The organism is Bdellovibrio sp. HAGR004 (assembly GCF_055397015.1).
Genome location: NZ_AP029176.1, coordinates 2,228,814 through 2,251,821, shown reverse-complemented (window position 1 = coordinate 2,251,821; position 23,008 = coordinate 2,228,814). Strand labels below are relative to the sequence as shown.

The window sequence follows — 23,008 nt, the reverse complement described above, 5'->3', positions numbered from 1 at the left end:
AGATATGCTGCAAAACACTTGGACGTATCGGTTGTTTGTTTTTATTGGTATGGCATTGTGCCTAGGGTGCTCTCTTGACGCCTCCCTGATTAAAGATCAGCTTTCAAATGGCGCTGTGGAGGGGGATGGTCGCATCCCTCTGGCTATCACGATGGAAGTCGGCTCCTCAAAAACCATCGAACCACTGGGGGGAATTCCTCCTTATACTTATAGTGCCTCAACCTCCGGCTATCTTGACATCACGACGGGTCTCTATGTGATTCCTCCGAATGCTCCGTTGATTGAAGAGGTTCTGGAAGTTGTCGACAGTCTTGGGAAAAAATTCGCAGTCACGGTTCATCGCCGGGGTTTTCGCGAGTTTCGCAGAGTTGAAATGCCTCAGTCAGCACAAGATCAGAATTTTATTTCAGATGCGGTATGGCTGTCTTCCGGGGCGGTGTTAGCAATAGCAACGGCCAGTGATAATTCCGGCGAACGCTGGGCTACCTATCGCAGTACAGACGACGGTGTGACCTGGAGTCGTGTGGATCATTTTATGGGTGTCCACTATTATGGTGAGTCCCATGCCATGGCCATGGTGGCAAAAGGCAACACGGTCTTTGCCTGTGGCTATGGTTACTCCTATAACAGCACGGCTCAGGATCCCAATTCGGTTTGGTTTATCCGACGCTCTACTGATGCCGGCACAACCTGGACGACATCGGATTCCTGGTGGGAAGTGGCTGGAGAAGACTATGTTTGTTATGACATTGCAGTTTCGCCTCTGACAGGATTTATTTATTCTGTCGGGTACGGAGACCAAGGATGGGCCATTCGTGAAAGTAAGGATGATGGTGTCACTTGGCAGACAATTTATCACAGCGCGCCCCTGGCCGGTGGTAATGAGATCTCTGCGTATCAAGTGGGTGTTTCCCCATCAGGAGAGTTGTTCGTGATGGGGCGATCCGGAGTCGCGAATAACATGTACTTTCTTAAGGGTGTGTTGACTGCGGGAGTTTGGGGATGGACACCCGCGACGACACTTCCCGCTGTAACGAACTATGGCGACTATGAACTCAGAGGGAATTTGCGGGTCCTTGATGACAACACAGCCTACTATTCCTGCTCTGCCGGAAGTGGCAAGATTTATAAGACCGCAGATGGTGGGGTGACCTGGTCGCAGGTTTATTCAGGGCTCGATCTTTTACAGGGGATGACGGTGACCTCGTCAGGGGTTCTGATCGCCACTGGAGGCAGTCGCAGCTCTAATCCCAACGATTGGAAAGTTGTTACTTCCACTGATGGCGTCACATGGACACCGGTGGATCTGGATGCTTTGTTTGGTAATGCGAAAGATCCCTACGGTCTGACGGTGGTGGCACATCCTTCCAGCAACAAGGTTTTGGCCTTCTCTTACAATGATCAGGGATATCAATCAACCGTGGCCTCGTCTGCGGATGCCGGTGCGACATGGAGCTTGGCAGGAGATGTGCGTTTTCAGTGGGCCTTCTGGAGCACAATGGAAAAAGTCATTCGCACTTCACCCACGGAGCTTTACGCCATCGTGGACACCGGAGACATGGATGGAGGGTGGCCCTGGCTGATATCCAAAAGTTCAGACAACGGTGTGACATGGCAGGATTCAGACAGATTTGTGTCGAGTGGCTATATCAATGCCGACGATCTGCTTCAAGGGCACGATGGGGCAATCTATGCAGCTGGCGACCGTGACGGGAATAAAATCATCCGGCGTACTGTCGATGGCGGTGTGTGGACTGATGTCTTTTCCATGGCAGGAACCAGTGGACTCGTGTTCCTGGGTACCAACGACTCAACCGAGACTTATTTTGTTTCTGACGACGGTTCCAATGTGTATTTCAGAAAGACCTCAGATGGGACCTCGTGGAATCTGCTAAAGACCTTCACGCTTCCCGGGGGAGTGAACGAGATTCGTGCCAAGGGTCTTAGTGTTGATAATTCGGGAAACATATTCCTGATGATCATGGAAAGGGTGAATGCCAATGGAACCATAGCGGTTCATCGTTCTGCCGATGGTGGTGCAACGTGGACCGAGGTGCTGCGTGGACCTGGTAATATCAATTATTGGTCGTTAAGATTCAGTTTAAGATTCAGCCCCGCTGGGGATGTTTGGGTTTATGAAGGAGCGAACTTCTTCCGCTCAGTGGATCAAGGGCAAACCTGGATTTTGCAAGCCACGGCTCCGACGGGGACGATTGACATCAGTTGGGTGAACGGGCAGGCGTATTATCTGACAGAAGATCCGGATCATGATTATGCGGTGGTGACCGTGGGAGAAACTCCCGGTTCGTGGGTGATCGTAGAAAGTGTCAGACAACGGGTTGAGGCCGGCGAGATCGCAGGCGAGTATGAAACCGAGTTGGTCGAAAGAAAATTTATTGTTTTGGGGGATTCTGAAGTCCTCTTGAACTACACCTACAACGACGCCTATTTGGGGGCACGAACCATTCTCAGGGTTATCGCGACAAAATGAGGTTTGAACCCCATCGAGTCTTATTCTGAGACATAGATTTTTATCATTTTTTGTTTTGTGCTCTCCCGGCCCACTCGCGAAACACCGATAAGTGAGACATGACTCATTTAATCTCCAGAACGTTTCACAAGCTGTCGAGGTCTCTGCTATTTTTGTTTTTGGCAGGATGCTCTTTGGATGCGTCCCTGGTTAATGAGACGGCGTAAATGGCAGTTCTGCCACATGTGAAGTCTATTTTGATAGTTCTGAGGGGTACTATGTCGAGTTGTACAACTGCACCGGAGATGGGACGGTCAGTGTCGGCGTGGCTCCCGGAGTTGCCAGAAGCAGCGATGGAAAATCAAGCGTTCAGGCCGCCTCGCCTTTTTTGATCACCGTGGATAATGTGGCTCCGTTTATTGAGATCACTTCTCCTGTGGCGGCAAGCGCGGTGGCAGACAGCAGCAGTTTTGTTGTCAGTGGTGTTTGTGATAATGAAGGGACTGATATTTATTTGAATCATCCTGCTAATAACACGGTTTCGTGCAGTGCTGGAACGTGGACTGCTGACCTTGATGTGACGGGTGTTGGGGCGGGAAGCTTTAATGTGGACGTGACCTATGAAGACGCTGCCGGAAACAGCATCACGGACTCGCGATCCTTTGCAATCCCCGTGAAGATCTACAAAGTGGCAGACATTTTCAATACCCGAAGAACTTCGGGAGTTTTGCTGGGGGATGGCTCTTTTGTTCCGTGGGGTTGGGATACATCAGTGACGGTGATGGATACGGCCACTCAGAATGCCATCAAGTCCGGGGTTCAAACCGTCCTCGGCGCCAACTACGAAAATGCATTTACGGCTCTGAAAACGAACGGCACTTTGGTCAATTGGGGAAGTTCACGCGGCGTCTCCTCAGTGACCTCTGCTCAGCATATCGTTTCGATGGTGTCTAATGAAGAAGCCTTTTCAGGTCTTAGAAGTAACGGGACGGTCTTTGGCTGGGGATACTTTCACACGGGAGGAAATCCGCCAAGCTCAGCGACGGCTGCCAATAGTGGTGTCTACAAGCTCATGGCGGCAAGGGATAGCTTTTTAGCATTGAAAGCCAATGGAAGCGCTGTTGCGTGGGGTGGTTTGTATGGAGAGGGCTCGGTTCCGAGTCAAATTTCTTCTGCGGGCTCTGGAGTCATCGCGGCAGCTGGTCGAAGAATCGCCTGGTCGGCCATGCGTGTTGATGGGTCTATCTATCACTGGGGGGACTCAACTTATGGTGGCTCTGCAGTGGCCCCGCCGGGGGTTATCGAGCTGCTTTGTGCGAATAATGAAGGAGCGTTTGCAGGACGTAAAGCCGATGGTTCGGTGATCACCTGGGGGCGAGTGGCTGCGGGTGGGGATCCCTCGGCGCATTTGGCTCAGCTTCAAAACAATCGTAAAATTTTATGCTCTGGTGGCAGTACTTTTGTAACCCTGAGTTCCAGTGGTTCCGTCTTTATTTGGGGAGGCTTTACTCCGTTTTCGGCCTCGCCCCCTGAGTTGGCGTCAGGCGTTTCAGACATCGAAGCTTTGGGAAGTCGTCTGATAGCTTATAAAAGCAACGGGGCTGTTTATAATATCAGCAATAGTACGGGAGCAGCCACAGAGCTGGTTGCTGCCGATGGCGTGGCGACAAGTGTGACTGGTGGCGGAGGGTATGCTGTTCTCAAATCCGATGGTTCCGTTCTGGTCTCCGGATCGGCCTCCTACGGCGGTGATGCCACGGCGGTGGCTCCGTCACTTGCTTCCGGAGTGATCAAGGTGACTTCAAGCTATGGTACTTTTAATGCCTTAAAAGATGACGGAACGATTGTATCTTGGGGCTTAGACAGTGACACCAGTGCCATATCGGCCTCTCTCGGCGGTCCCTATAAGTCGACGAAAAAAGTTATTGCATCGAAAAAGGCCTTCGCCGCTTTAAGAACAGATGGCTCCGTGGTGAGTTGGGGTGGTGAAATCGCCAACTTCTCAAGTGCGGCGGTCGCTTCTGGAGTGAAAGATTTGTATAATACTGAGCGTGCCTTTGCGGCTCTAAAATCCAATGGCTCTGTGGTCGCATGGGGAGCCTCTGATTATGGCGGAGATGTGGGGGCGGCAAGTGCCTTGTTGAGCTCCGGAGTGAAGGCTGTCTTTGCGAACAGTCGAAGCTTTGCCGCACTCAAAGCGAACGGGACAGTTGTGACCTGGGGGCATGCGGCTTCCGGGGGGGACAGCTCCTCTGTGGCAGGTCAGTTGACGGGTGTTATTCGTCTTTATTCCTCAGAGACGGCTTTTGCTGCGTTAAAGGACAACGGAAGTGTTGTTACTTGGGGTGAGGCGAGTGCGGGTGGGGATGGTGCCGCAGTGCTGGGGGCGCTGAGCTCAAAAACTGTCCAAATCTATTCTAACAAAAGAGCATTTGCGGCCTTGCAGGATGATGGCAGTCTGGTGACCTGGGGTGATGCCTTGGCGGGTGGAAATTCCTCGTCTGTTGCCGCTTCACTGAACAGTGGAGTTGTCAGCGTGATTCCGTCAGACCGGGCCTTTGCGGTGGTGAAACCTTTGGGAGCTGTTGTTTCTTGGGGGGATCCTGTTTATGGAGGCGACAGTTCTTCGGTCAGCGCATCCTTGGTGTCGAATGTTTTAAGAGTCACTTCGACCGGGAAAGGTTTCTTTGCCAACAAGGCTGACGGCAGTGTGGTGAGCTGGGGTGACAGTGCGACCGGGGCTGGAAACGCGACTTTAAATACGAATTTTTCACATCGTTTTATTCGTGCCTTTACCAATTTGGCAGCCACAGTCTTCTTGTTGGACAATGGTTCGATACAGACAGCAGGTGACGCTGCCGCCGGGGCCGACGTGTCATCCGTCAGCTCTTCGTTGAGTTACATCAAAGAAGTCGCGTCTTCGGCGCGTGCTTTTGCCGCGCTCAGATCCGACGGTGTCGTTGTCACTTGGGGTGACAGTGCATACGGTGGTAGTTCCGTCGCAGTCGCCTCTAAACTTGCCTCGGGAGTGAAGGCTGTCTATGCCACCGAGGGAGCCTTTGCAGCTCTGAAAGACAACGGGACTGTTGTTACTTGGGGAGACTCCAGCTTGGGCGGGAACTCCAGTGGCGTGATCTTCGCCGATTAAGAGCGTCGCGGAAAAACGACCGAACATTTTGCTGTTGCATCCGGGATCTTTGTTTGTCATGCTTTTTAAAGATCACAAGGATGTGCTCTTATGAAGATTCTCAGCGTAGTAACGGCAACAATTTTCTTTTCTATGAACTCTTGGGCGGCAGCTCCGGCCTACAAGGTGAACATGCGTGTCGGCTTGAAGGGTTCAGCACCTATTTCTGTGAACACTGTGGCTAAATCCGGCAAAAAAAGCTTTGTCAGTGAACTTTCTGACGACGGACAAAATGAAACTTTGGTCGAAGTCTATGCTCGCAAATCCCAGGTGAATAAAAAAGACGGATTGTATCTGGATGTGACGGTCACAAAGCGTGTTCGTGGGCAGCAGAAGTTGACTGAGCGGGCTCAGATATTTGCTCCAGATAATCAAGAGATGGAATTTGGCATGAATTCCAAGGGGCGCACTGCGGGGAATTTGTCTTTGGCAGTGATGGCTCATCAACTTTAAATCACCCACCGCATCAATATTCTAAGTACCCCTTGCGACTGAACTTCGGTCGTGATCTGATTTTGTGATCAGAGGGGGTATTATGAAACATCTTGTGAAGGGTCTTGCAGTTTCGACTGTGGTTCTTTCTGTCAGCGCAGCGCAAGCGGGCACGGTTTTGAAACTCAATGCCGGTGCTGTGGATACAAATAAACTTTCTAGCACTTATGCAGCGACTTGGGCGATGGAAGTCCGTGCGACGGAATACATCGTGCAGTTCAAAAAAGCTGTCACCGAAAAAGACAAGGCGGCTCTCAAAGCCCAGTTCGAAGTCTTCGGTTATCTTCCCGATGATGCTTTGGTGGTTCGTGGCACTTATTCTGATTTGATGAAGTTCAAAAACTCCCATGCCGGTGTTCAGGCGGTGGTGAAGTACGCCAATACATATAAGGTCAGCAAGGACTTCGCTCCTGCCAGCGTCTTTAATAAAGACTCCATGGTCGCAGTGCTTGTGAACACGTTCAAGGCCAATGAAGTGGAAGTGGTCGCATCCAAAATTGAAAAAATGGATGTTAAAGTGTCTGTTCAAGTTGTGGATGGAAAACATATCACAGCCTTGATTCCTCGCGGGCTTGTTCCAGCGGTGGCGGCTTTGACAGGGGTAGAGCATATCCAACCAGCTCCGGTGATCGAATCCTTCCATTTTGCGATGGATCAGAACTTGGCGGACGATGTTTCCGCGGCGGCAGCGGGCGATTACACAGATCTTAAAGGTGATGAGTCCGGCACGCGCTTGATGAACTTCGATGCTGCATGGGCCATGGGTTACACAGGCCGTGGTCAGACCGTCTCCATGGCAGATACAGGCTTGGATTCCGGTAACACTGGCGCGATCCATCAGGATTTCGCTGGCGCTGTGATCTCTGGTTATCCGTTTGGTTTGTGGTCTAAATCCTGGTCAGATCCAATGGGTCACGGAACTCACGTGGCTGGTTCGGTTATGGGGCGCGGAACAGCGTCCAAAGGTCTGCTTAAAGGCGGCGCTTATGAAGCCAACATGGTGGCTGAGGGCATGTGGTCTCCGATGATGAAGAACTTGAGTGTTCCGTCCAAACTAGGGGATTTGTTTGCAAAAGCTTATGCTGATGGCGCTCGTATTCACACCAACTCTTGGGGTGGGGCGCGTACCTTCGGTGCTTATGACAACTTTGCGATTCAGGTGGATGAGTGGTCCTACGCAAACCCGGATATGCTGATTTTGTTTGCGGCTGGAAACAGTGGTGCGGATAAAAACAAAGACGGCCGTATTGATGCGAACTCCATGGCTTCTCCAGGCACAGCGAAGAATGTGCTGACCGTGGGCGCTTCTGAAAACGTGACTTCTTCCGGTGGGATCCAGGTTCCTATTAAACAACTTCGTGCAGCCAAGGATGAATGGCCCGCAGAGCCGATCTACAGCTCTTACATTTCAGATAAAGCTGATGGTATCGCGATGTTCTCTTCTCGTGGTCCGACTCAAGATGGCCGTACGAAACCAGACATCGTGGCTCCGGGCACAAATATCCTGAGTGTGTTCTCTCAAGAAAAGGATGCTTCGCCACTTTGGGGTGCTTACAATAAAGACTACGTTTGGTCCGGTGGAACTTCCATGGCGACTCCTCTGACAGCGGGGGCTGCGGCGATCGCTCGTCAGGTTCTTGTTGAAAAAATGGGCATCGCGACTCCATCTGCGGCGTTGATGAAAGCAACTATGCTTCACACTGCGGTGGACATGTTCCCAGGTCAGTACGGTGAGGTGGGTGCATCCCGTGGGCAGGAGATTTTGACTCGTCGTCCAAACTCTGATGAAGGTTATGGTCGTGTGGATGTTTCCAACATCGCAAACTTGGGTGCGGGGACAGTCTTCATCGACAATCGCCAAGGTGTTGCACAAGGTGCTGAGGTGACTTATGAATTCACATTGGCAAATCCTGGCAGCCTGTATGCGAACCTTGTTTGGACAGATGCTCCGGGTTCTGCCAATGCCGCGCAAGCGTTGGTGAACGATCTGGATCTGGTTCTGACGATGCCAAATGGGCAAACTTTGAGCATGAACGATCACATCAACAATCTTGAGATGATCGAAAAGTCGGACCTGCCGGCTGGAACTTACAAGCTGACAGTAAAGGGCTTCAAGGTTCCACAGGGCAAAAACGGCGCTCAAGCTTATGCTCTAGTCTATACGGCAAAATAGTCGAAGATAGTGCTTTAAGTATATGAAAATACAGGCAAAAGGCTCGGATGTGTCCGGGCCTTTTGTCGTTTGGGGGCGCTGTTTAAAGTTTGATAAACACTCTGAAATTCTTTCCAATGCACTGCTCTTGTTTGATAACTCGTGTCAAATTTGATAGAACAGTCGAGGTTGTGAGTCTGTCCAAAAGTCTAGCTTAAAGCTTAGATCAATGGATGTGTCCCTTTTATCCTTGGGGAGGTTCGTGAATGCAGACGTTTGATGTCGGTGATAATGCAGTTTATCCTGGATATGGCGTTGTTAAAGTGGTTTCTATTGAAACCAAGGAAATGTTGGGAACTAAAACTACGTTCTATAACATGCAGTTGGTAGACACGGGTTTGAAAATCATGATCCCAACGACGAATGTAAAGTCCGCAGGTCTTCGTCCGATCATTTCCAAGTCAGAAGCTTCCAGAGTTGTTGGAATCCTTAAAGAAAAAGACATCAAGATCGACAATCAGACCTGGAACCGCCGTTATCGTGAATACATGGAGAAAATCAAAACAGGCTCCGTGTTCGAGATTGCTGAAGTTTTGCGCGATTTGTTCCTGCTGAAAGCGGACAAAGAGCTGTCCTTCGGTGAGCGCAAGATGTTGGACTCTGCGCGCACGCTTCTTCTAAAAGAACTCACTTTGGCCACCAGCCAAGAAGAGCTTTTCAAAGAGGAAGAAGTTAAAGCCATCTTCGGCATTACAGGCTAGACGATTTCCAAAAAACATAATAAATTCGGGGCTTGGTTTAACAACCAGGCCCTTTTGTTTTTTAGGCTGGTTTCAGGCTCTTGGAGTTCTTATGTCCGCTAAAATTTCTCCGCATGTTCGTGTTCGTTTTGCTCCTTCCCCAACGGGTTATCTGCACGTGGGTGGTGCGCGTACGGCTCTTTATAACTATCTTTTTGCTAAGAAAAACGGCGGTGAATTCATTCTGCGTATCGAAGACACGGATGAGGCTCGCTCCACACAAGAATCTTTGCGTGGTGTGGTGGATGATCTGGTTTGGCTGGGTTTGATGTGGGATGAGGGTGTCGACCCTGTGACATTGAAAGATGTGGGGCCCCACGGTCCTTATCGCCAAAGTGAGCGCCTGCATATTTACAAAGAAATTGCCGACAAACTTCTGAAAGAAGGCAAAGCCTATTACTGCTTCATGACCGAGGCGGAAATTGAAAAGCAAAAAGAAGAAGCCAAGGCCAATGGCAGCTTTGCACATTTGCAGTCGCCGTATCAGGACTGGCCGCTGGAAAAAGCTTTAGAGCGCCTGAAGACGGGCGACAAAGCGGTGGTTCGTTATAAAACCAAGGGTCTTGAGAAAGACTATGTCTTCACCGATCTGGTCCGTGGTGAAGTGAAGTTCCCGTCAGACATGGTGGGGGACTTCGTGTTGCTTCGCTCTGACGGTATGCCGGTTTACAACTTCTGTTGCGTGGTGGATGACCACTTGATGAAAATCACCCATGTCTTCCGTGCGGAAGAGCATCTGCCAAACACGTTGCGCCAGTTGATGATCTATGAGGCGATGAATTGGGAAATCCCGGAATTCGGTCACATGGCTTTGATCTTGGATGAAGATCGTCAAAAACTTTCCAAGCGCAAAGGCGCCGTGGCTTGCGGTCAACTCAAAGACGAAGGTTACTTGGCCAGTGCTGTGTTGAACTTTATTGCTTTGTTGGGCTGGTCCGATCCTCAAGGGCGTGAGCTTTTGTCTGTGGAGGATATGAAGCAGGTCTTTGATATTTCCCGTCTGAATCCTTCCGGAGCGATCTTTGACCGTGTGAAATTCAAGTGGGTGAATGCACAGCACTTGCGTGCGCTTCCGAATGCCGAGCTTTGGAAGGCGATTCAACCCTTCCTTGCGCGCGAACACATGGAGCTTCCGCAGGATCCGGCATGGCAAAGCAAGTCCCTGGATTTGTTTAAGCCTTATATGGAAACTTTGGCCGATGCAATTGAGCTGTATCGTCCGCTGAATGACAAGGCTTATGTCATCCTTCCAGAAGCAGATGAAACCCTGAAGTGGGAACCCACCAAGGCGGTTCTGACGGCATGGAGAGACCTGGTGGCAGCGTTCCCTGCGGATTATATGACGGAAGACGATTTCCTGAAACTTCAGGATGAGGTGAAGAATCAAACCGGGGCCAAAGGAAAGCATCTTTTCATGCCAATTCGTGTGGCGGTGATTGGAAAACCTCACGGGGCGGAGCTAAAAACTTTGGTGCCGCTGATGAAGAAATCCTCTTTGGTGTCCCGCGCAGAGCAGGCGCTGGCAAAAGTATAGGTGAATAAAATGTCGTTGAAGATCCACAACTCGCAAAGTAAGCAGCTTGAAGAATTCGTACCACTGACTCCGGGTCAGGTGAAAATGTACGTGTGTGGTCCTACGGTTTATAACTTCCTGCATGTGGGAAATTTCCGTGGTCCGGTGGTCTTCAACATGGTTCGCAACTGGCTGGAGCATTCAGGTTACAAAGTGACCTATGCTTTGAACTTTACGGATGTGGATGACAAGATTATCAATCGCGCCCACGAACTGGGAATGTCGCCGAACGAGTTGTCTGAAAAATACATCGCCGAATACAAAAAAGATTTCGCGCTGCTGGGGCTTCGTCCGCATGACATGAACCCCAAGGTGACTGAACACATGGACGATATTCGCTCCATGGTGGAAAGTTTGGTGGCTCAGAAGAAAGCCTACGAGGCGCAAGGGGATGTTCTTTATTCCATCGAATCCTTCAAAGACTATGGCAAGCTTAGTGGCCGCAATACGGATGATCTGATGGCTGGCGCCCGCGTGGAGGTTGATGGAAAGAAAAGAAACCCCATGGACTTTGCTCTTTGGAAGGCAGCAAAGCCAGGAGAGGTTTCCTGGCCGTCACCGTGGGGGCCGGGACGTCCGGGCTGGCACATTGAGTGCTCGGCGATGATTAAAAATATTTTCGGTGATCAGATCGACATTCATGGTGGCGGTATGGATTTGATCTTCCCGCACCATGAAAATGAAATCGCACAAAGTGAAGGCTGCACCGGAAAAACATTCGTAAAATACTGGATGCACAATAACATGCTGAACTTCGGCGGACAGAAAATGTCCAAGTCTTTGGGAAATATCGTGACCATGCGGGAATTCCTGGAGATGTACAACGCCGAGATCTATAAATGGATGATTCTGTCTGCACACTATCGCACAATGAGCGAATTCAGTGATGAGACCATCGAACGTGCTGTCGGGGGCTTGTCTCGTGTGTATTCTGCCTTGTCAATGGCAGAAAGTTATCTGACTGCGGATGTGACTCAGGAAGATGCCGCCTTTGCCAAGATCACGCAAGAGGCGTGGAAGAAGGTGGAAGAGGCCATGAATCATGACTTCGGCACTCCGGATACTTTTGCGGCTGTGTTTGAGGTGGTTCGGCAGTTCAACGCACAAGTTCGTCGTGGCATGAAAGTAAATCCGGCGATTCAGGGTAAAGCTCTGGCATTCCGCAATTTCGTTCGTAAGGTCGGCTCAATCATGAGCCTGTTCCAGGAGCCAGCACATGAATTCCTGATCAAGCTGGATGATATGTTGCTAAAGAAAATGAATCTGGAAAGAGCTGCTGTCGATAAACTTGTGGCTGAACGCGGGGAGGCTCGCGCCGCCAAGGATTTTGCGAAATCGGATGAGCTTCGTGCGAAGATCACCGCCCTGGGGATTTCTGTCAGTGACACACCGGAAGGCAGCTTCTGGGAAGTGACGAAATAGCTCTTTTAAAAGCCCTCGAAAGAGGGCTTTCGTTCACAGTCCGGCAATTATGGAATCCAGATCCGGCTTGGAGATCGGCAACTTTCCGGAGTCCCGAGTGCTTTTACTGACGACTCCGAAGGGAATGTCACCCCACCAGCGCTCAATCAAGGTTCCATCATTCAGAGTCGTGCTCATCTTACAGGTGTTGTAGGTGCCAGCCGGGGCCTTGAGCTTTTCCAGCTTGCCACCGCTTCTTACGCAATCAGCGATGATGCTTTTGAATTTTTCAGGTGTGTACATGTCTGTGGTTTCAACAATATGACTGTTGTTCTCACCACCGATGGAGGCATCGATACGGATTTTCCAAAGATGGCTTTGTTCGTCTCGGGAAAGAATTTCTTTGGTGATTTTCACACCCAGCGTTTCACCGTTGCGATTGATTTCCCCAGTCCAGGAAACTTTATCGCCGACCGAAGGGTAGGCCTCCGCATGAAGAGTGGAAAGTGAAATGACCGTGGCGGCCAGAAGAGTCTTTGCCCAAAACATAAGAGCCTCCTTTTGAACCCCATGATGCATGGGATGAAAAGGAAGCTCTAAGAAAAACGAGGTCGGGGTGCTATTTTACAGGCTTCACTTTGCCGCAATCGGCAGAAACAAACTTGCCTTCATAGCGAATGACAGTGTCTTTGCCTTTGCTGTTTTTGCCAGTCATCACACCCTCGTATTGCGTGTCGGATTTGGCGGTCCACTCAAAAGTGCCCTTGGCATCTTCCTTCGGGCAATCAAATGTTCCTGAAATCTTCTTTGCAGTTTGAGTTGTGACCTTTGTCGTGCAGGATTTGGTGGCATCCATAACGGACTTTGGATTGTTCAGCATGTCGGCAGTGTAGCAAATGCGATAGCCGTCTTTTGTAATGGGCATGTGGCTGCCGGACTTGGCCATCATCTCTTCCATTTGTTTGCGCTGCTCTGCAGGCACTTGCGCCAGGGCCTTGTTCATTTCCGCCATGGGATCAAAAACTTTTCCATCCAGGGTCAAAGTCATCTTGGCTTCCCACAGGCCCGGTTTGATATCAAAGGCCTGGGCCGAGGAAGCGGCAGTCAGAAGGGCTGCAGTCAGAAGCAGGTGTTTCATAAAAATCTCCAAGTCGAAGTTGTTTATCTATCTTAATTGACCCGCACGCTCATGAGTCAAGGCACTAAAGTCATCTCGTAGCGAATGTTTTTCTGAATACCTTCATCACTCATATGTTGCGGACGGTACTTTCCTTCAAGGAACATCTGCACCTGATCGTTGTAAAACGGGGACAAGATATGACCCGAGATGCCGATGGGATTAATACCCCAGCTTTCCTGAGGGTGGGCAAAATCAATCACGCGTCGTGTGGAGGGGCCTGCGACGACTTTGAAGTCGCCTCCCAGTCCACGCATTTTGTTGTTGTTTATCTCATTATAGGCGCCGGGTATGGGTTGTGGCCCGATGTTAAAAATTTTATTCAGCGGAAAACTGCGTCCTAGCGGGTGAGTGTATTCGACGGTGTGAAGTTCGCCCCAAGTTGTTCCGCGCACTTTATCAATCGCCTTTAAAAATGCTGCGGAAATGACTTCAGACTTATTATGATCTGCCCACCATGGCGAGGCCTCATCGAGCATTGTTCTTTCATAGAAGGACCAGGCGTAAGGGGTTGTCAAATAAGTCGCACGCTGCTCTGGTGGCATTCGTTCAACCAGGGTCAGCACGATTTCGTTGTTCCATTGGTGATAAAGGCTTGCCTCGGTGGAATCAATCTCAGAGCGCAGATTCCATGCTTTCAGGGCTGTGATTTCTTTGTCAAAGCGCTGTTTGTCGGACTCACTTAAAAGAAGATTTTCCAGAAGTCTGTCTAGAAGTTGTCGCGTTTGGTAGTTGTAGTTTTCAGTTTGCAGGTTCTTGACGTCCTCAGCGCTCCACAGGTCTTTTTCGCTTAAAGCGCGTGTCAGGGTCTGATAGCGGTCGTCTGACTGCCAGTCGCCGCGAATTAACGAATCCAGTCCTTGCGGGCGGGAGTTGGCTGTCACGATGATGCCGGAGGGGGGATTGATCTGATGAGGTTTTTCCTGCCACGACAGGACACGAACGTATTCATCCTTACCCGAGGCGCCATCTAAGATCATATCTGAATTTGGATTTTGTTTGACTGCTATGTCGCCAAAGATCCACCAGGCGATGTTGTCGGCATCGGCATACATGACGTTGAGTCCTGGCGCTGTGCCATGTTGCAAAGCTTTTTCAAAAGTCGCCATGTTCTTAGCTTCGGCCATTTCACGCAGAGCCTTCATGGGGTTGTTGTCCGGGCGATGATAAGCCCATTTTAAAGCCAGGCCCTTGCGCTCCAGGGTTTCGTCCATGATCGGGCCATGCGGGGTTTCAATCATATTCAAGATCAGGTCCTTATGGTCTTTGATTTTAATGATTTCGGTCCATTCCTGATAAGGGACTTCTTTGCCAGAAAAAACGACCGTCTTTTTTTCTTTGTTCAGGGTCTCGGCATAAAGATCCATGTCGTCAGCCAGAGACATGGTAAAGCCCCAGGCATGATGGAAATTGTGCCCCAGAACAGCAAAGGGAACCAAAGGCAGATAGTGTCCGTAAAGCTCAAAGTCCGGAGTTTGAATATGGGCCTCAACCCAAGTGGCCGGATGAGAAAAGCCAATATGCGGATCATTGGCGAAAAGACTTTTGCCGGAATGAGATCTGTCGGAAGAGATCAACCAGGCGTTGCTGCCTTCAAAACTGCCGGCAAAAAGGTTTTCAGTTGGCAGTACGAAGGGGGCCAGGGATTCAGACCAGGAAGAAATCTTCAGGGGTGCTTTTAGCGGATCATTGCGTAAAACCTGAAAAACATCCTCGGGCATGGTTTTGGCAAACTCAGTCATTAGGGGATCCGCTTTCAGGGCAATGCCAAAACTGTAGGCCATGTGGCCTGTCATGACGTAGGCATCCCATGGCGTGAAGGGTTCAGGTTTGATGCCGACAATTTGCAGGTCATAGGGAAGGGGGCGGGTTTTGATGAATTCGTTAACCCCATCAAAGTAAGCCTGCATTTCGTCCCACATCTTCTGGTCGAAGCGGCCTTCTTGTTTTTCTTTTTCAATCATGCGCTCAACCGATCGGCGCAGCATCAGGCTGCGATACAGTTTGTCACTTTTTAAAGCCAGCTCACCGAAGACCTCACTTAAAGTCCCTTGAGTCATGCGCCGGGACAGTTCCATTTGAAACAGCCTTTCGCTGGCCATGACAAATCCCAGGGCGCGCAGGGCGTCCACTTTCGTCGTGGCCTTGATGTGAGGAATTCCGTACTGATCGCGAATGACCAAGACGGGGGAACTCAGACCTGCAAGAGTGAGCCTTCCTTCCATGGGTGGCAAAGATTGGCGCATAAAGTAATAGGCGCCAACAGTCAGGATCAAAACCAGTGCTGTAAATACGAGAAGGCTTCGCTTGAATAGTTTCATCCTAGAACTCTCAACTGACGTCTGCACCGAGGCAAGGACCTTTAATGCCACCTCGCATATAACGCGGGGCTAGGGTCAAAAAAGTGCGGGTACTTTCATAAGGAAGTGCTATTCTTGGAGGGATGGGCTCTACCTACAAAAAGAACTTTCAATTGGTGTCAGACTTCAAACCTTCTGGTGATCAGCCAAAGGCGATTGAACAAATTGCTGAAAACTTTGCGGCAGGATTAAAACATCAGACGCTGCTGGGGGTGACCGGGTCAGGTAAGACCTTCACCATGGCCCATACGATTGCCAATTTGAATCAACCAGCGCTGGTCTTGGCTCCGAATAAAACACTGGCGGCGCAGTTGTATGCCGAATTCAAAGAGCTGTTCCCTCACAATGCTGTTGAGTACTTTGTGAGCTACTATGATTACTACCAGCCAGAAGCCTACATTCCTTCGACAGACACTTACATTGAAAAAGATTCGGCAATCAATGAGCAGATCGATCGCATGCGCCACTCGGCCACCAGATCCCTGTTTGATCGTCGGGATGTGATTATTGTTAGCTCCGTGTCTTGTATTTATGGTTTGGGTTCTCCGGAAGCCTATGAAGGCATGATGATTCAAATTGTCTCTAACACCGAGATGAAGCGGGATCATTTGCTGCGGGAACTAATTCGCATTCAATACCAGCGAAATAACGTGGACTTCTCGCGCGGAACCGTGCGGGTGCGCGGGGATAATGTTGAAATCTTCCCTCCGTATGAAGAAGAGCGCGCCGTGCGGGTGGAGTTCTTCGGGGACTTTATCGAGCGTCTTTCATGGATTGATCCCTTGACCGGTCAGGTTTTGGAAGAGCTGGATCAGGTCGGTATTTATCCGGGAAGTCACCACGTCACCAGTGATGAGGGCCTGAAGCACGCCATTAAAACAATCCAGGATGAATTGCGGGACCGCCTGGCACAGCTCAATAAAGAAATGAAACTGCTGGAAGCCCAGCGCCTGGAACAAAGAACCTATTACGACATCGAGATGATGGAGCAGATGGGTTTTTGTCAGGGTATTGAAAACTACTCTCGTCATATGACTGGTCGTGGGCCGGGGGAGCCGCCTCCGACTTTGCTTGAATATTTCCCCAAAGACTTTGTGACGTTTGTGGATGAGTCCCACGTCACTATTCCTCAGATCGGTGGCATGTATCGCGGGGATCGTGCGCGCAAGATGAATCTGGTGGAGCACGGTTTCCGTCTGCCGTCAGCACTGGACAATCGCCCTTTGAACTTCCAGGAGTTTGAACGGATGATGGATAAAGTCGTCTATGTATCGGCAACCCCGGGTGTGTATGAGCTGCAAAAATCCGAAGGTGTGATTGTCGAGCAGATCATCCGTCCGACGGGCCTGATCGATCCTGTTGTTGAAGTTCGCCCGGTCAAACATCAGGTGGATGACTTGTTAAAAGAAATCCGCGAACGGGTAAAAAAACAAGAGCGCGTCCTGATCACAACACTGACCAAGCGCTCGGCTGAAGATCTGACGGAGTACTACGAAAACCTCGGTATCAAAGTCAAATACCTGCACAGTGAAATCGACACCATGGAACGTATGGAGATCCTGCGGGATTTGCGTCTGGGCGTCTTTGATGTCCTGGTGGGAATCAATTTGCTGCGAGAAGGACTGGATATCCCGGAGGTCAGTCTGGTTGGTATCACCGATGCCGATAAAGAAGGCTTCCTGCGCTCGGAAAGATCCCTGGTGCAAACCATTGGGCGCGCGGCCCGAAACTTGAATGGCCGGGTGATTCTGTATGGGGACGTGATCACGGAAAGCATGCAAAAGGCGATCAACGAAACGGAACGCCGTCGTCGTATTCAGGCTGAATACAACGAAACTCACGGTATCACACCACAATCCGTGAAGAAGAAAATCAAAGACGGTCTGGGTGAGCTGTTTGATGGAACTGTATCGACTCCTTTGGCCGGAGCGAACAAGTCCGCTGCTATCATGAACAAATTTGCGCATCAGCCGGAAAAGATCCAGCAGGAAATCGAAAAGCTGCGTGCCCGTATGAAAGAGCTTTCAGCGAACCTCGAGTTTGAAGAAGCGGCTAAAATCCGCGATGAAATCAAACGTCTGCAGATTGTGGAATTGAACGTCCGCAGTGGCGAGGTGGAAGCTGAAAGCGCGGAGGCTGTCAAAGATGGCCTCAAGTAGTTCTCGCTTCGAGGAAGTTCGCGACAAGGTCAAAGAGTTTCCCACGCAGAGTGGTGTTTACCTGATGAAAAACAACGCCGACAAAATCATCTATGTCGGCAAAGCCAAAAATCTGCGCAGTCGGGTGCGCAGCTACTTCACCGACAGCAAGGACCATTCGCCTAAAACCCGACTTCTGGTTTCCAACATCAACGAAGTTGAATACATTCTGACTAAAACCGAGGTTGAAGCCTTCCTGCTTGAGGCCTCACTGATTAAAAAGCACCGTCCGAAGTACAATATCCGTCTGCGGGATGATAAAGCCTATCCCTACATCCGCCTGAGTTGGGGGGATGAGTTCCCGCGCCTGTATTTGGCGCGAAAGGTGAAAAAAGACGGGTCTCTTTATTTTGGTCCTTACACCTCGGGTCTGGCGGTGCAGGGCACAATTCGTTTCTTAAACAGAACTTTCAAAATCCGCGATTGCACGGATGCGGTTTTTAAAACCCGCAAACGCCCTTGCATGACCTATCAGATTGGCCGTTGCACGGCCCCTTGTGTGGAGTACATCACCAAGGATGACTATCGTGGCGAGATTGAAGGTGCGAAGTTATTCTTAAAAGGTCAGAACCGTAAAGTGGTCAAAGCCATGACTGAAAAGATGCGGGCGGCGGCGGACGAAGAAAAGTTTGAGGTGGCGGCCAGGTTGCGTGACTCGGTGGAGTCGATCAAGGCGATCTTGCAAAAACAGGCCGTCATCAACGACACTTCGGAAAAAGATCAGGATGCTGTGGGCTTCTTTGGTGATGAGCGTGGCTGTCTTATTGAGACCGTCCACGTGCGTGCGGGTCGCGTGATCGGAACCCGATCGCATTATCTTCCGCATTTTGATCCCAACGATGCCATCGAGGATCCGCGCGAGTGGCTGGTGGACTTCTTGAATCAGTATTATGATGACAACTTCATTCCAGACGAAGTTTTGTTGCCACTGGATATTGGCAATGACCTGACGAAGTTAATGGAAGAGGTCTTAAAAGAACGCTCGGGCAGCAAGACCGTGGTAAGATTTGCGACGGACGAGCGCGGTCGCAATCTGGTGGAAATGGCCCATGACAATGCCAAGGCCCACTTCCTGAAGTATGTTTCCAAGTCCGAGGAAAAGCTGCGGGGGCTTGACGAGATCAAAGAACGCTTTGGTCTTACAGATCGTCCGCGTCGAATTGAGTGTTATGATATTTCAACCTTCCAAGGGGCCGAGACGGTGGCTTCTCAGGTGGTCTTTGAAGATGGAGTCCCTGCGAAAGAGCATTACCGCCGCTATAAAATCAAAACAGTGCAGGGGATCAATGACTTTGCTTCAATGTATGAGGTCTTAAGTCGCAGATTCAAACACAGTGAGTACGAAGATCCGCAGTTGATCGTGATCGATGGTGGCAAAGGGCAATTGGCGCAGGCGATGAAAATTCTGGAAGAAATCGGACGCAAGGACATTCCCGTGGTGGGGTTGGCCAAAGCCCGCACAGAAAGTGACTTCCAGAAGCAGGAAGTGGAGTCCACGGAAGAGCGTTTCTTCCTGCCGGGGCGATCCAATCCGGTGATATTCAAGCACAATGCAGAGGCATTGCATATTTTAACGGGTATTCGTGACGAAGCCCATCGTTTCGCCATCACCTATCACCGCAAACTGCGGGAAGGCACTTCACTTGAAAGTGAATTGGACTATGTTGTGGGGTTAGGGGAAAAAAGGAAGAAACTTCTTTTGACTCGATTCCAGTCTATTGATGAAATCAAAATGGCCGATCCTGAAGAGATCGCAAAGCTAAAGACTTTCAACCGAGTTCTTGCCGAGCGCATTCTGCTTCAGCTAAACGAAGGCGAAGAAGAAGAAACAGAGGTTGAAGAGTGAAGAGTCATGCGCTCTTAGTGGGACTGGGAATATTTTTAAGCCGGATCGCGGGTTTGGTCCGCGAACGGGTGTTTGCCCACTTTTTCGGGAACTCCGATGCCGGGGATGCTTTTAAGGCCGCCCTGAAAATTCCTAACTTTTTACAGAATCTCTTTGGTGAGGGTGTGCTTTCAGCCAGCTTCATCCCGGTTTATGCTCAGCTTTTGGCTAAGAAACACGATGAAGAGGCCGCGAAAGTGGCCTCTGTCATTGGCAGTTTGTTGTTTTTGCTGACGTCGTTTTTGGTTCTGGGCGGAGTTTTCGCCACACCTTTTTTGATTGATCTTATTGCTCCGGGCTTCACGGGTGAAAAACGCACTCTGACGATTCAGATTGTTCAGATTCTTTTCCCGGGAACCGGCTTTTTGGTGATGTCGGCATGGTGCTTGGGGATTTTAAACTCGCACCGTCGCTTTTTCCTTTCGTATGTCGCTCCCGTGATTTGGAATCTGTCGATTATTGCTGCGTTGGTTTTATGGGGTGGCAAACAAGGGCAGTTTGACCTGGCCGTGACGGTGGCATGGGGACTTGTGGCGGGAAGCTTTTTGCAGTTCTTCATTCAGCTTCCCTCGGCGCTAAGATTGGGGAAAAAGATTTCTCCATCTTTGAATTTAAATTTATCCTCTGTGCGCACGGTGGTTCGCAATTTCGTGCCCGTGGTTTTCTCTCGTGGTGTGGTTCAGATCAGTGCCTATATTGACAACGTTTTGGCCAGCTTGCTTCCGACGGGGGCGGTTTCCGCCTTGGCCTATGCGCAAACTTTGTATCTGCTTCCGGTCAGTCTTTTCGGCATGAGTGTTTCTGCGGCCGAGCTTCCGGCCATGTCACAGGCCACGGGCAGCGAAGAGGACATTCGTCATTACCTGCAAGGTCGTCTGAATCGCGGTTTGCAGCAGATTGCCTTCTTTATTATCCCGTCGGTTGTGGGGTTTGTTGTTCTGGGGGATTTGATTGTCGGAGCCGTTTTTCAGACAGGTCAATTCCAAGCCGATAACACCCGTTATGTCTGGCTGGTTTTGGTCGGGTACACGGTAGGACTTTTGGCTTCTACTTTGGGACGCTTGTATTCGTCGACCTTTTATTCTTTGAAGGACACTCGAACACCCTTGCAGTTTGCGATTGTGCGTGTGATCTTCGCAACGGTGTTGGGGGTTCTGGGGGGATTCTACCTGCCAGAGGCTTTGGGTTTTGATCGTCAGTGGGGCACAGTGGGTTTGACAGTGGCTGCTGGGGTTGCGGCCTGGATTGAGTTTTACCTGCTTCGTCAGGCCTTAAACAAAAAAATCGGCAAAACAGGCTTGCCACTAAACTTTCAAGCTAAAGTGTGGTTGATGGCTCTGGTTGGAGCGGGCGCAGGCGCCCTGGTGGTGCGCCTGGCGGTGGATTCTTCCCTTCATGTGATCATTCGCGCGGGGGTTGCTTTGGTGATTTACGGAGTGCTGTATTTTGCCTTGGGATATGCTTTCAAGGTCGAGCAGGCTCACAGTCTTTTGCAAAAGGTTCTGCGCCGTATTCGCTAGTACCGCACCCCCCCAGCCGTAAAGATCCACGATGATATTGCCATCGGGGAACTTAAATCTTAAAGCGCCACTGAAGTAGCCTTCATGCCAGGGACGGAACTCCACCCGGGTCCGGCAGCTTTGTCCTGGAAACAAGAATTCGGGGCATTGACTCCAGGCCCAGAAAGCGGCGCCGGTGATGTAGATGCCGCGGATTTGCAGGGGCTCTTGCCCTGTGTTGCGCAGGTAAAGATCGGCATATTGACTCCAGTTCACTCGCACGCTGCCGAAGTTATAGTAATAATACCTGCTGGATTGAGCTTCGATGCTGGTGGGGCTCACCCTCAACTCCACCGGGGAGGCCAAGGCAAGAACGGGAAGTTGCAGGGTCATTGTGAGGATTATACTTAATAGATTTCTCATAAGCACCTCCTGACATCCTTATTTTTTTCCAAGAAGAGATTGGTCGCAAAGTTTTTCAGGAGTATGCTGTACTTGTCATGAATGACTCTGTCTGGTCTCCTCTGAAAATTTCTGTCTACAGATCCTTTTGGATCTGTGCTTTTTTGTCAAATCTAGGCACCTGGATTCAGGATGTGGCAGCCAGTTGGGTGATGACACATTTGTCGATATCACCCTTGGTGGTTTCTTTGCTGTCTTTCACAGGCAGTTTGCCAGTGTTGTTCCTAAGCATTCCGTCCGGCTATATTTCTGACTTGGGACACAGACGCAAAGTTTTGTTGTTTGCGCAGGGACTTATGTTCTTTGCCGCAGGTCTATTGGCTTATTTGGTCTGGCAGGAAAAAGTCAGTGAAGTCAGTCTGCTGGGGTTATCGCTGGTGATGGGGATTGGTTTTGCTTTGACGAACCCGGCGTTTCAGTCGGTATTGACGGACCTGGTGCCCACACCAATGCAAGCCCAGGCCGTACTTGTGTATTACATGGGGATTAACATCACGAGGGTGTTAGGTCCCACGCTGGGCGGGGGGATTTTAAGTGGCTTTGGTCCCAGCGCCGCTTTTTTGGTGAACAGTTTTTCGTTTCTGGGGTTGATCTTGTTTTTCTGGAAATGGCCGGTGAAAGAAGATCTTTCCGAAAAACAGAATATCAAGATTGTTGAAAACGACTGGAAGCCCTTGTTGTCATTGCATAATATGAAGCTGTGGGCCGAAATCTTTTGTGTCACATTCTTTGCCTCTTCACTGTGGGCGTTGTACCCGACCCGCGGGCGTATTGAATTGCAGTTGTCATCTTTGCAATACGGTTCTTTATTGGGGTTCTTGGGGCTTGGGGCCTGTGTCAGTGCCTTCTTGTCAGAAAAAATCATGCAGCCTCATCGCACCAACAAGTCCTTGGCGGGATCTTATGTGATCTATGCCGTGGGCGTTTTGCTGCTGGGACTGGCGCCGGGATATTTGTACGTTTGTGCGGCGATGTTCTTTGCCGGGATTGGTTGGCTGGTGCTGGCGACCCTGATGAACATGAGTTCGCGCCAGATCACAGGGGCTTCGCGTTTAAAAGCCACCATGTTGGGGGTGTTTTTGGCCGTGTTCTATGCCGGCATGGCGTTGGGGGCCATCACTTGGGGGGCCGTGGCGCGCATCACGACAACCTCATTGTCCTTAGTGGCGGCCGCCACGGGTTTGGCGCTCATAGGGTTTTACAAGGGTCTTAAGGAATTCGTTCCGCGAGACACCTAGGAATTACCATTTTTTTTAGATACTTTTTTCAGTCTTATCAGTTCTGATTATTACAAACACGAAAGACCAATGGGGGCCTAGAAATCTGCTTGGCTTCTTCGTGGCAATCTTTTA

The 23,008-nt window shown here is 50.3% G+C and carries 14 protein-coding genes and 1 pseudogene; 11 read left to right on the top strand and 4 right to left on the bottom strand.

Annotated elements, in window-relative coordinates; genetic code table 11:
- Positions 1–4 precede the first annotated feature (4 nt).
- The 7 genes from ACZ5ZV_RS11360 (at position 5) to cysS (ending at position 12,096) form a co-directional block, all read left to right on the top strand.
- Entirely contained in the window at positions 5–2,491 is a 2,487-nt protein-coding gene (locus tag ACZ5ZV_RS11360; RefSeq protein ID WP_464117121.1) for a hypothetical protein, read from the top strand.
- A gap of 265 nt (positions 2,492–2,756) precedes the next feature.
- A complete protein-coding gene (locus ACZ5ZV_RS11355) occupies positions 2,757–5,618 on the top strand; it encodes an RCC1 domain-containing protein (RefSeq protein WP_464117120.1) in 2,862 nt (953 codons plus the stop codon).
- A 90-nt stretch (positions 5,619–5,708) separates the two neighbouring features.
- Positions 5,709–6,110 (top strand): hypothetical protein, encoded by a 402-nt coding sequence (locus ACZ5ZV_RS11350; protein WP_464117119.1) that lies wholly within the window; start codon positions 5,709–5,711, stop codon positions 6,108–6,110.
- Positions 6,111–6,192: 82 nt separating this feature from the next.
- A complete protein-coding gene (locus ACZ5ZV_RS11345) occupies positions 6,193–8,322 on the top strand; it encodes a S8 family serine peptidase (protein WP_464117118.1) in 2,130 nt (709 codons plus the stop codon).
- 245 nt (positions 8,323–8,567) lie between these two features.
- The gene (locus ACZ5ZV_RS11340; RefSeq protein WP_347357796.1) at positions 8,568–9,062 is read left to right on the top strand and encodes a CarD family transcriptional regulator; all 495 of its coding nucleotides are present in this window, start codon (positions 8,568–8,570) and stop codon (positions 9,060–9,062) included.
- A gap of 91 nt (positions 9,063–9,153) precedes the next feature.
- Entirely contained in the window at positions 9,154–10,635 is a 1,482-nt protein-coding gene (gene gltX / locus ACZ5ZV_RS11335; protein ID WP_464117117.1) for a glutamate--tRNA ligase, read from the top strand.
- Between the two features lie 9 nt (positions 10,636–10,644).
- Positions 10,645–12,096, top strand: a complete 1,452-nt coding sequence (cysS, locus tag ACZ5ZV_RS11330) for a cysteine--tRNA ligase (RefSeq protein WP_464117116.1) — start codon at positions 10,645–10,647, stop codon at positions 12,094–12,096.
- A gap of 33 nt (positions 12,097–12,129) precedes the next feature.
- On the opposite strand, the gene ACZ5ZV_RS11325 is transcribed toward cysS, so the two are convergent.
- The 3 genes from ACZ5ZV_RS11325 to ACZ5ZV_RS11315 all read right to left on the bottom strand — a co-directional run bounded on the left by ACZ5ZV_RS11325 (position 12,130) and on the right by ACZ5ZV_RS11315 (position 15,573).
- On the bottom strand, positions 12,130–12,624 hold the full coding sequence (locus tag ACZ5ZV_RS11325; RefSeq protein WP_464117115.1) for a hypothetical protein: 495 nt from the start codon (positions 12,622–12,624) through the stop codon (positions 12,130–12,132).
- 70 nt (positions 12,625–12,694) lie between these two features.
- Positions 12,695–13,213 (bottom strand): DUF3617 domain-containing protein, encoded by a 519-nt coding sequence (locus ACZ5ZV_RS11320; RefSeq protein WP_464117114.1) that lies wholly within the window; start codon positions 13,211–13,213, stop codon positions 12,695–12,697.
- A 56-nt stretch (positions 13,214–13,269) separates the two neighbouring features.
- Positions 13,270–15,573 (bottom strand): penicillin acylase family protein, encoded by a 2,304-nt coding sequence (locus tag ACZ5ZV_RS11315; protein ID WP_464117113.1) that lies wholly within the window; start codon positions 15,571–15,573, stop codon positions 13,270–13,272.
- Between the two features lie 122 nt (positions 15,574–15,695).
- Here ACZ5ZV_RS11315 and uvrB point away from each other — a divergent pair, with 122 nt between their 5' ends.
- From uvrB to murJ, 3 genes are read left to right on the top strand one after another with little or no spacing between them, the layout of a single operon-like run.
- A complete protein-coding gene (gene uvrB / locus ACZ5ZV_RS11310) occupies positions 15,696–17,771 on the top strand; it encodes an excinuclease ABC subunit UvrB (protein WP_464117112.1) in 2,076 nt (691 codons plus the stop codon).
- Entirely contained in the window at positions 17,758–19,656 is a 1,899-nt protein-coding gene (gene uvrC, locus ACZ5ZV_RS11305) for an excinuclease ABC subunit UvrC (protein WP_464117111.1), read from the top strand. Before uvrB ends, uvrC begins: the two co-directional genes overlap by 14 nt.
- A complete protein-coding gene (gene murJ, locus ACZ5ZV_RS11300; protein WP_464117110.1) occupies positions 19,653–21,215 on the top strand; it encodes a murein biosynthesis integral membrane protein MurJ in 1,563 nt (520 codons plus the stop codon). The genes uvrC and murJ overlap by 4 nt, the downstream gene beginning before the upstream one ends.
- Before the next feature lie 54 nt (positions 21,216–21,269).
- On the opposite strand, the pseudogene ACZ5ZV_RS11295 reads toward murJ, so the two are convergent.
- Positions 21,270–21,587, bottom strand: a pseudogene (locus tag ACZ5ZV_RS11295) (Ig-like domain-containing protein); the annotation flags it as partial.
- Between the two features lie 107 nt (positions 21,588–21,694).
- On the opposite strand from ACZ5ZV_RS11295, the gene ACZ5ZV_RS11290 reads away from it, so the two are divergent.
- On the top strand, positions 21,695–22,894 hold the full coding sequence (locus ACZ5ZV_RS11290) for an MFS transporter (protein ID WP_464117109.1): 1,200 nt from the start codon (positions 21,695–21,697) through the stop codon (positions 22,892–22,894).
- Positions 22,895–23,008 lie beyond the last annotated feature (114 nt).

Coding starts and splice junctions, on each gene's coding strand:
- uvrC (WP_464117111.1), top strand. CDS start 17,758: ATGGCCTCAAGTAGTTCTCGCTTCGAGGAAGTTCGCGACAAGGTCAAA.
- gltX (WP_464117117.1), top strand. CDS start 9,154: ATGTCCGCTAAAATTTCTCCGCATGTTCGTGTTCGTTTTGCTCCTTCC.
- ACZ5ZV_RS11350 (WP_464117119.1), top strand. CDS start 5,709: ATGAAGATTCTCAGCGTAGTAACGGCAACAATTTTCTTTTCTATGAAC.
- cysS (WP_464117116.1), top strand. CDS start 10,645: ATGTCGTTGAAGATCCACAACTCGCAAAGTAAGCAGCTTGAAGAATTC.
- ACZ5ZV_RS11315 (WP_464117113.1), bottom strand. CDS start 15,573: ATGAAACTATTCAAGCGAAGCCTTCTCGTATTTACAGCACTGGTTTTG.
- ACZ5ZV_RS11360 (WP_464117121.1), top strand. CDS start 5: ATGCTGCAAAACACTTGGACGTATCGGTTGTTTGTTTTTATTGGTATG.
- ACZ5ZV_RS11320 (WP_464117114.1), bottom strand. CDS start 13,213: ATGAAACACCTGCTTCTGACTGCAGCCCTTCTGACTGCCGCTTCCTCG.
- ACZ5ZV_RS11290 (WP_464117109.1), top strand. CDS start 21,695: ATGAATGACTCTGTCTGGTCTCCTCTGAAAATTTCTGTCTACAGATCC.
- ACZ5ZV_RS11345 (WP_464117118.1), top strand. CDS start 6,193: ATGAAACATCTTGTGAAGGGTCTTGCAGTTTCGACTGTGGTTCTTTCT.
- ACZ5ZV_RS11340 (WP_347357796.1), top strand. CDS start 8,568: ATGCAGACGTTTGATGTCGGTGATAATGCAGTTTATCCTGGATATGGC.
- uvrB (WP_464117112.1), top strand. CDS start 15,696: ATGGGCTCTACCTACAAAAAGAACTTTCAATTGGTGTCAGACTTCAAA.
- ACZ5ZV_RS11325 (WP_464117115.1), bottom strand. CDS start 12,624: ATGTTTTGGGCAAAGACTCTTCTGGCCGCCACGGTCATTTCACTTTCC.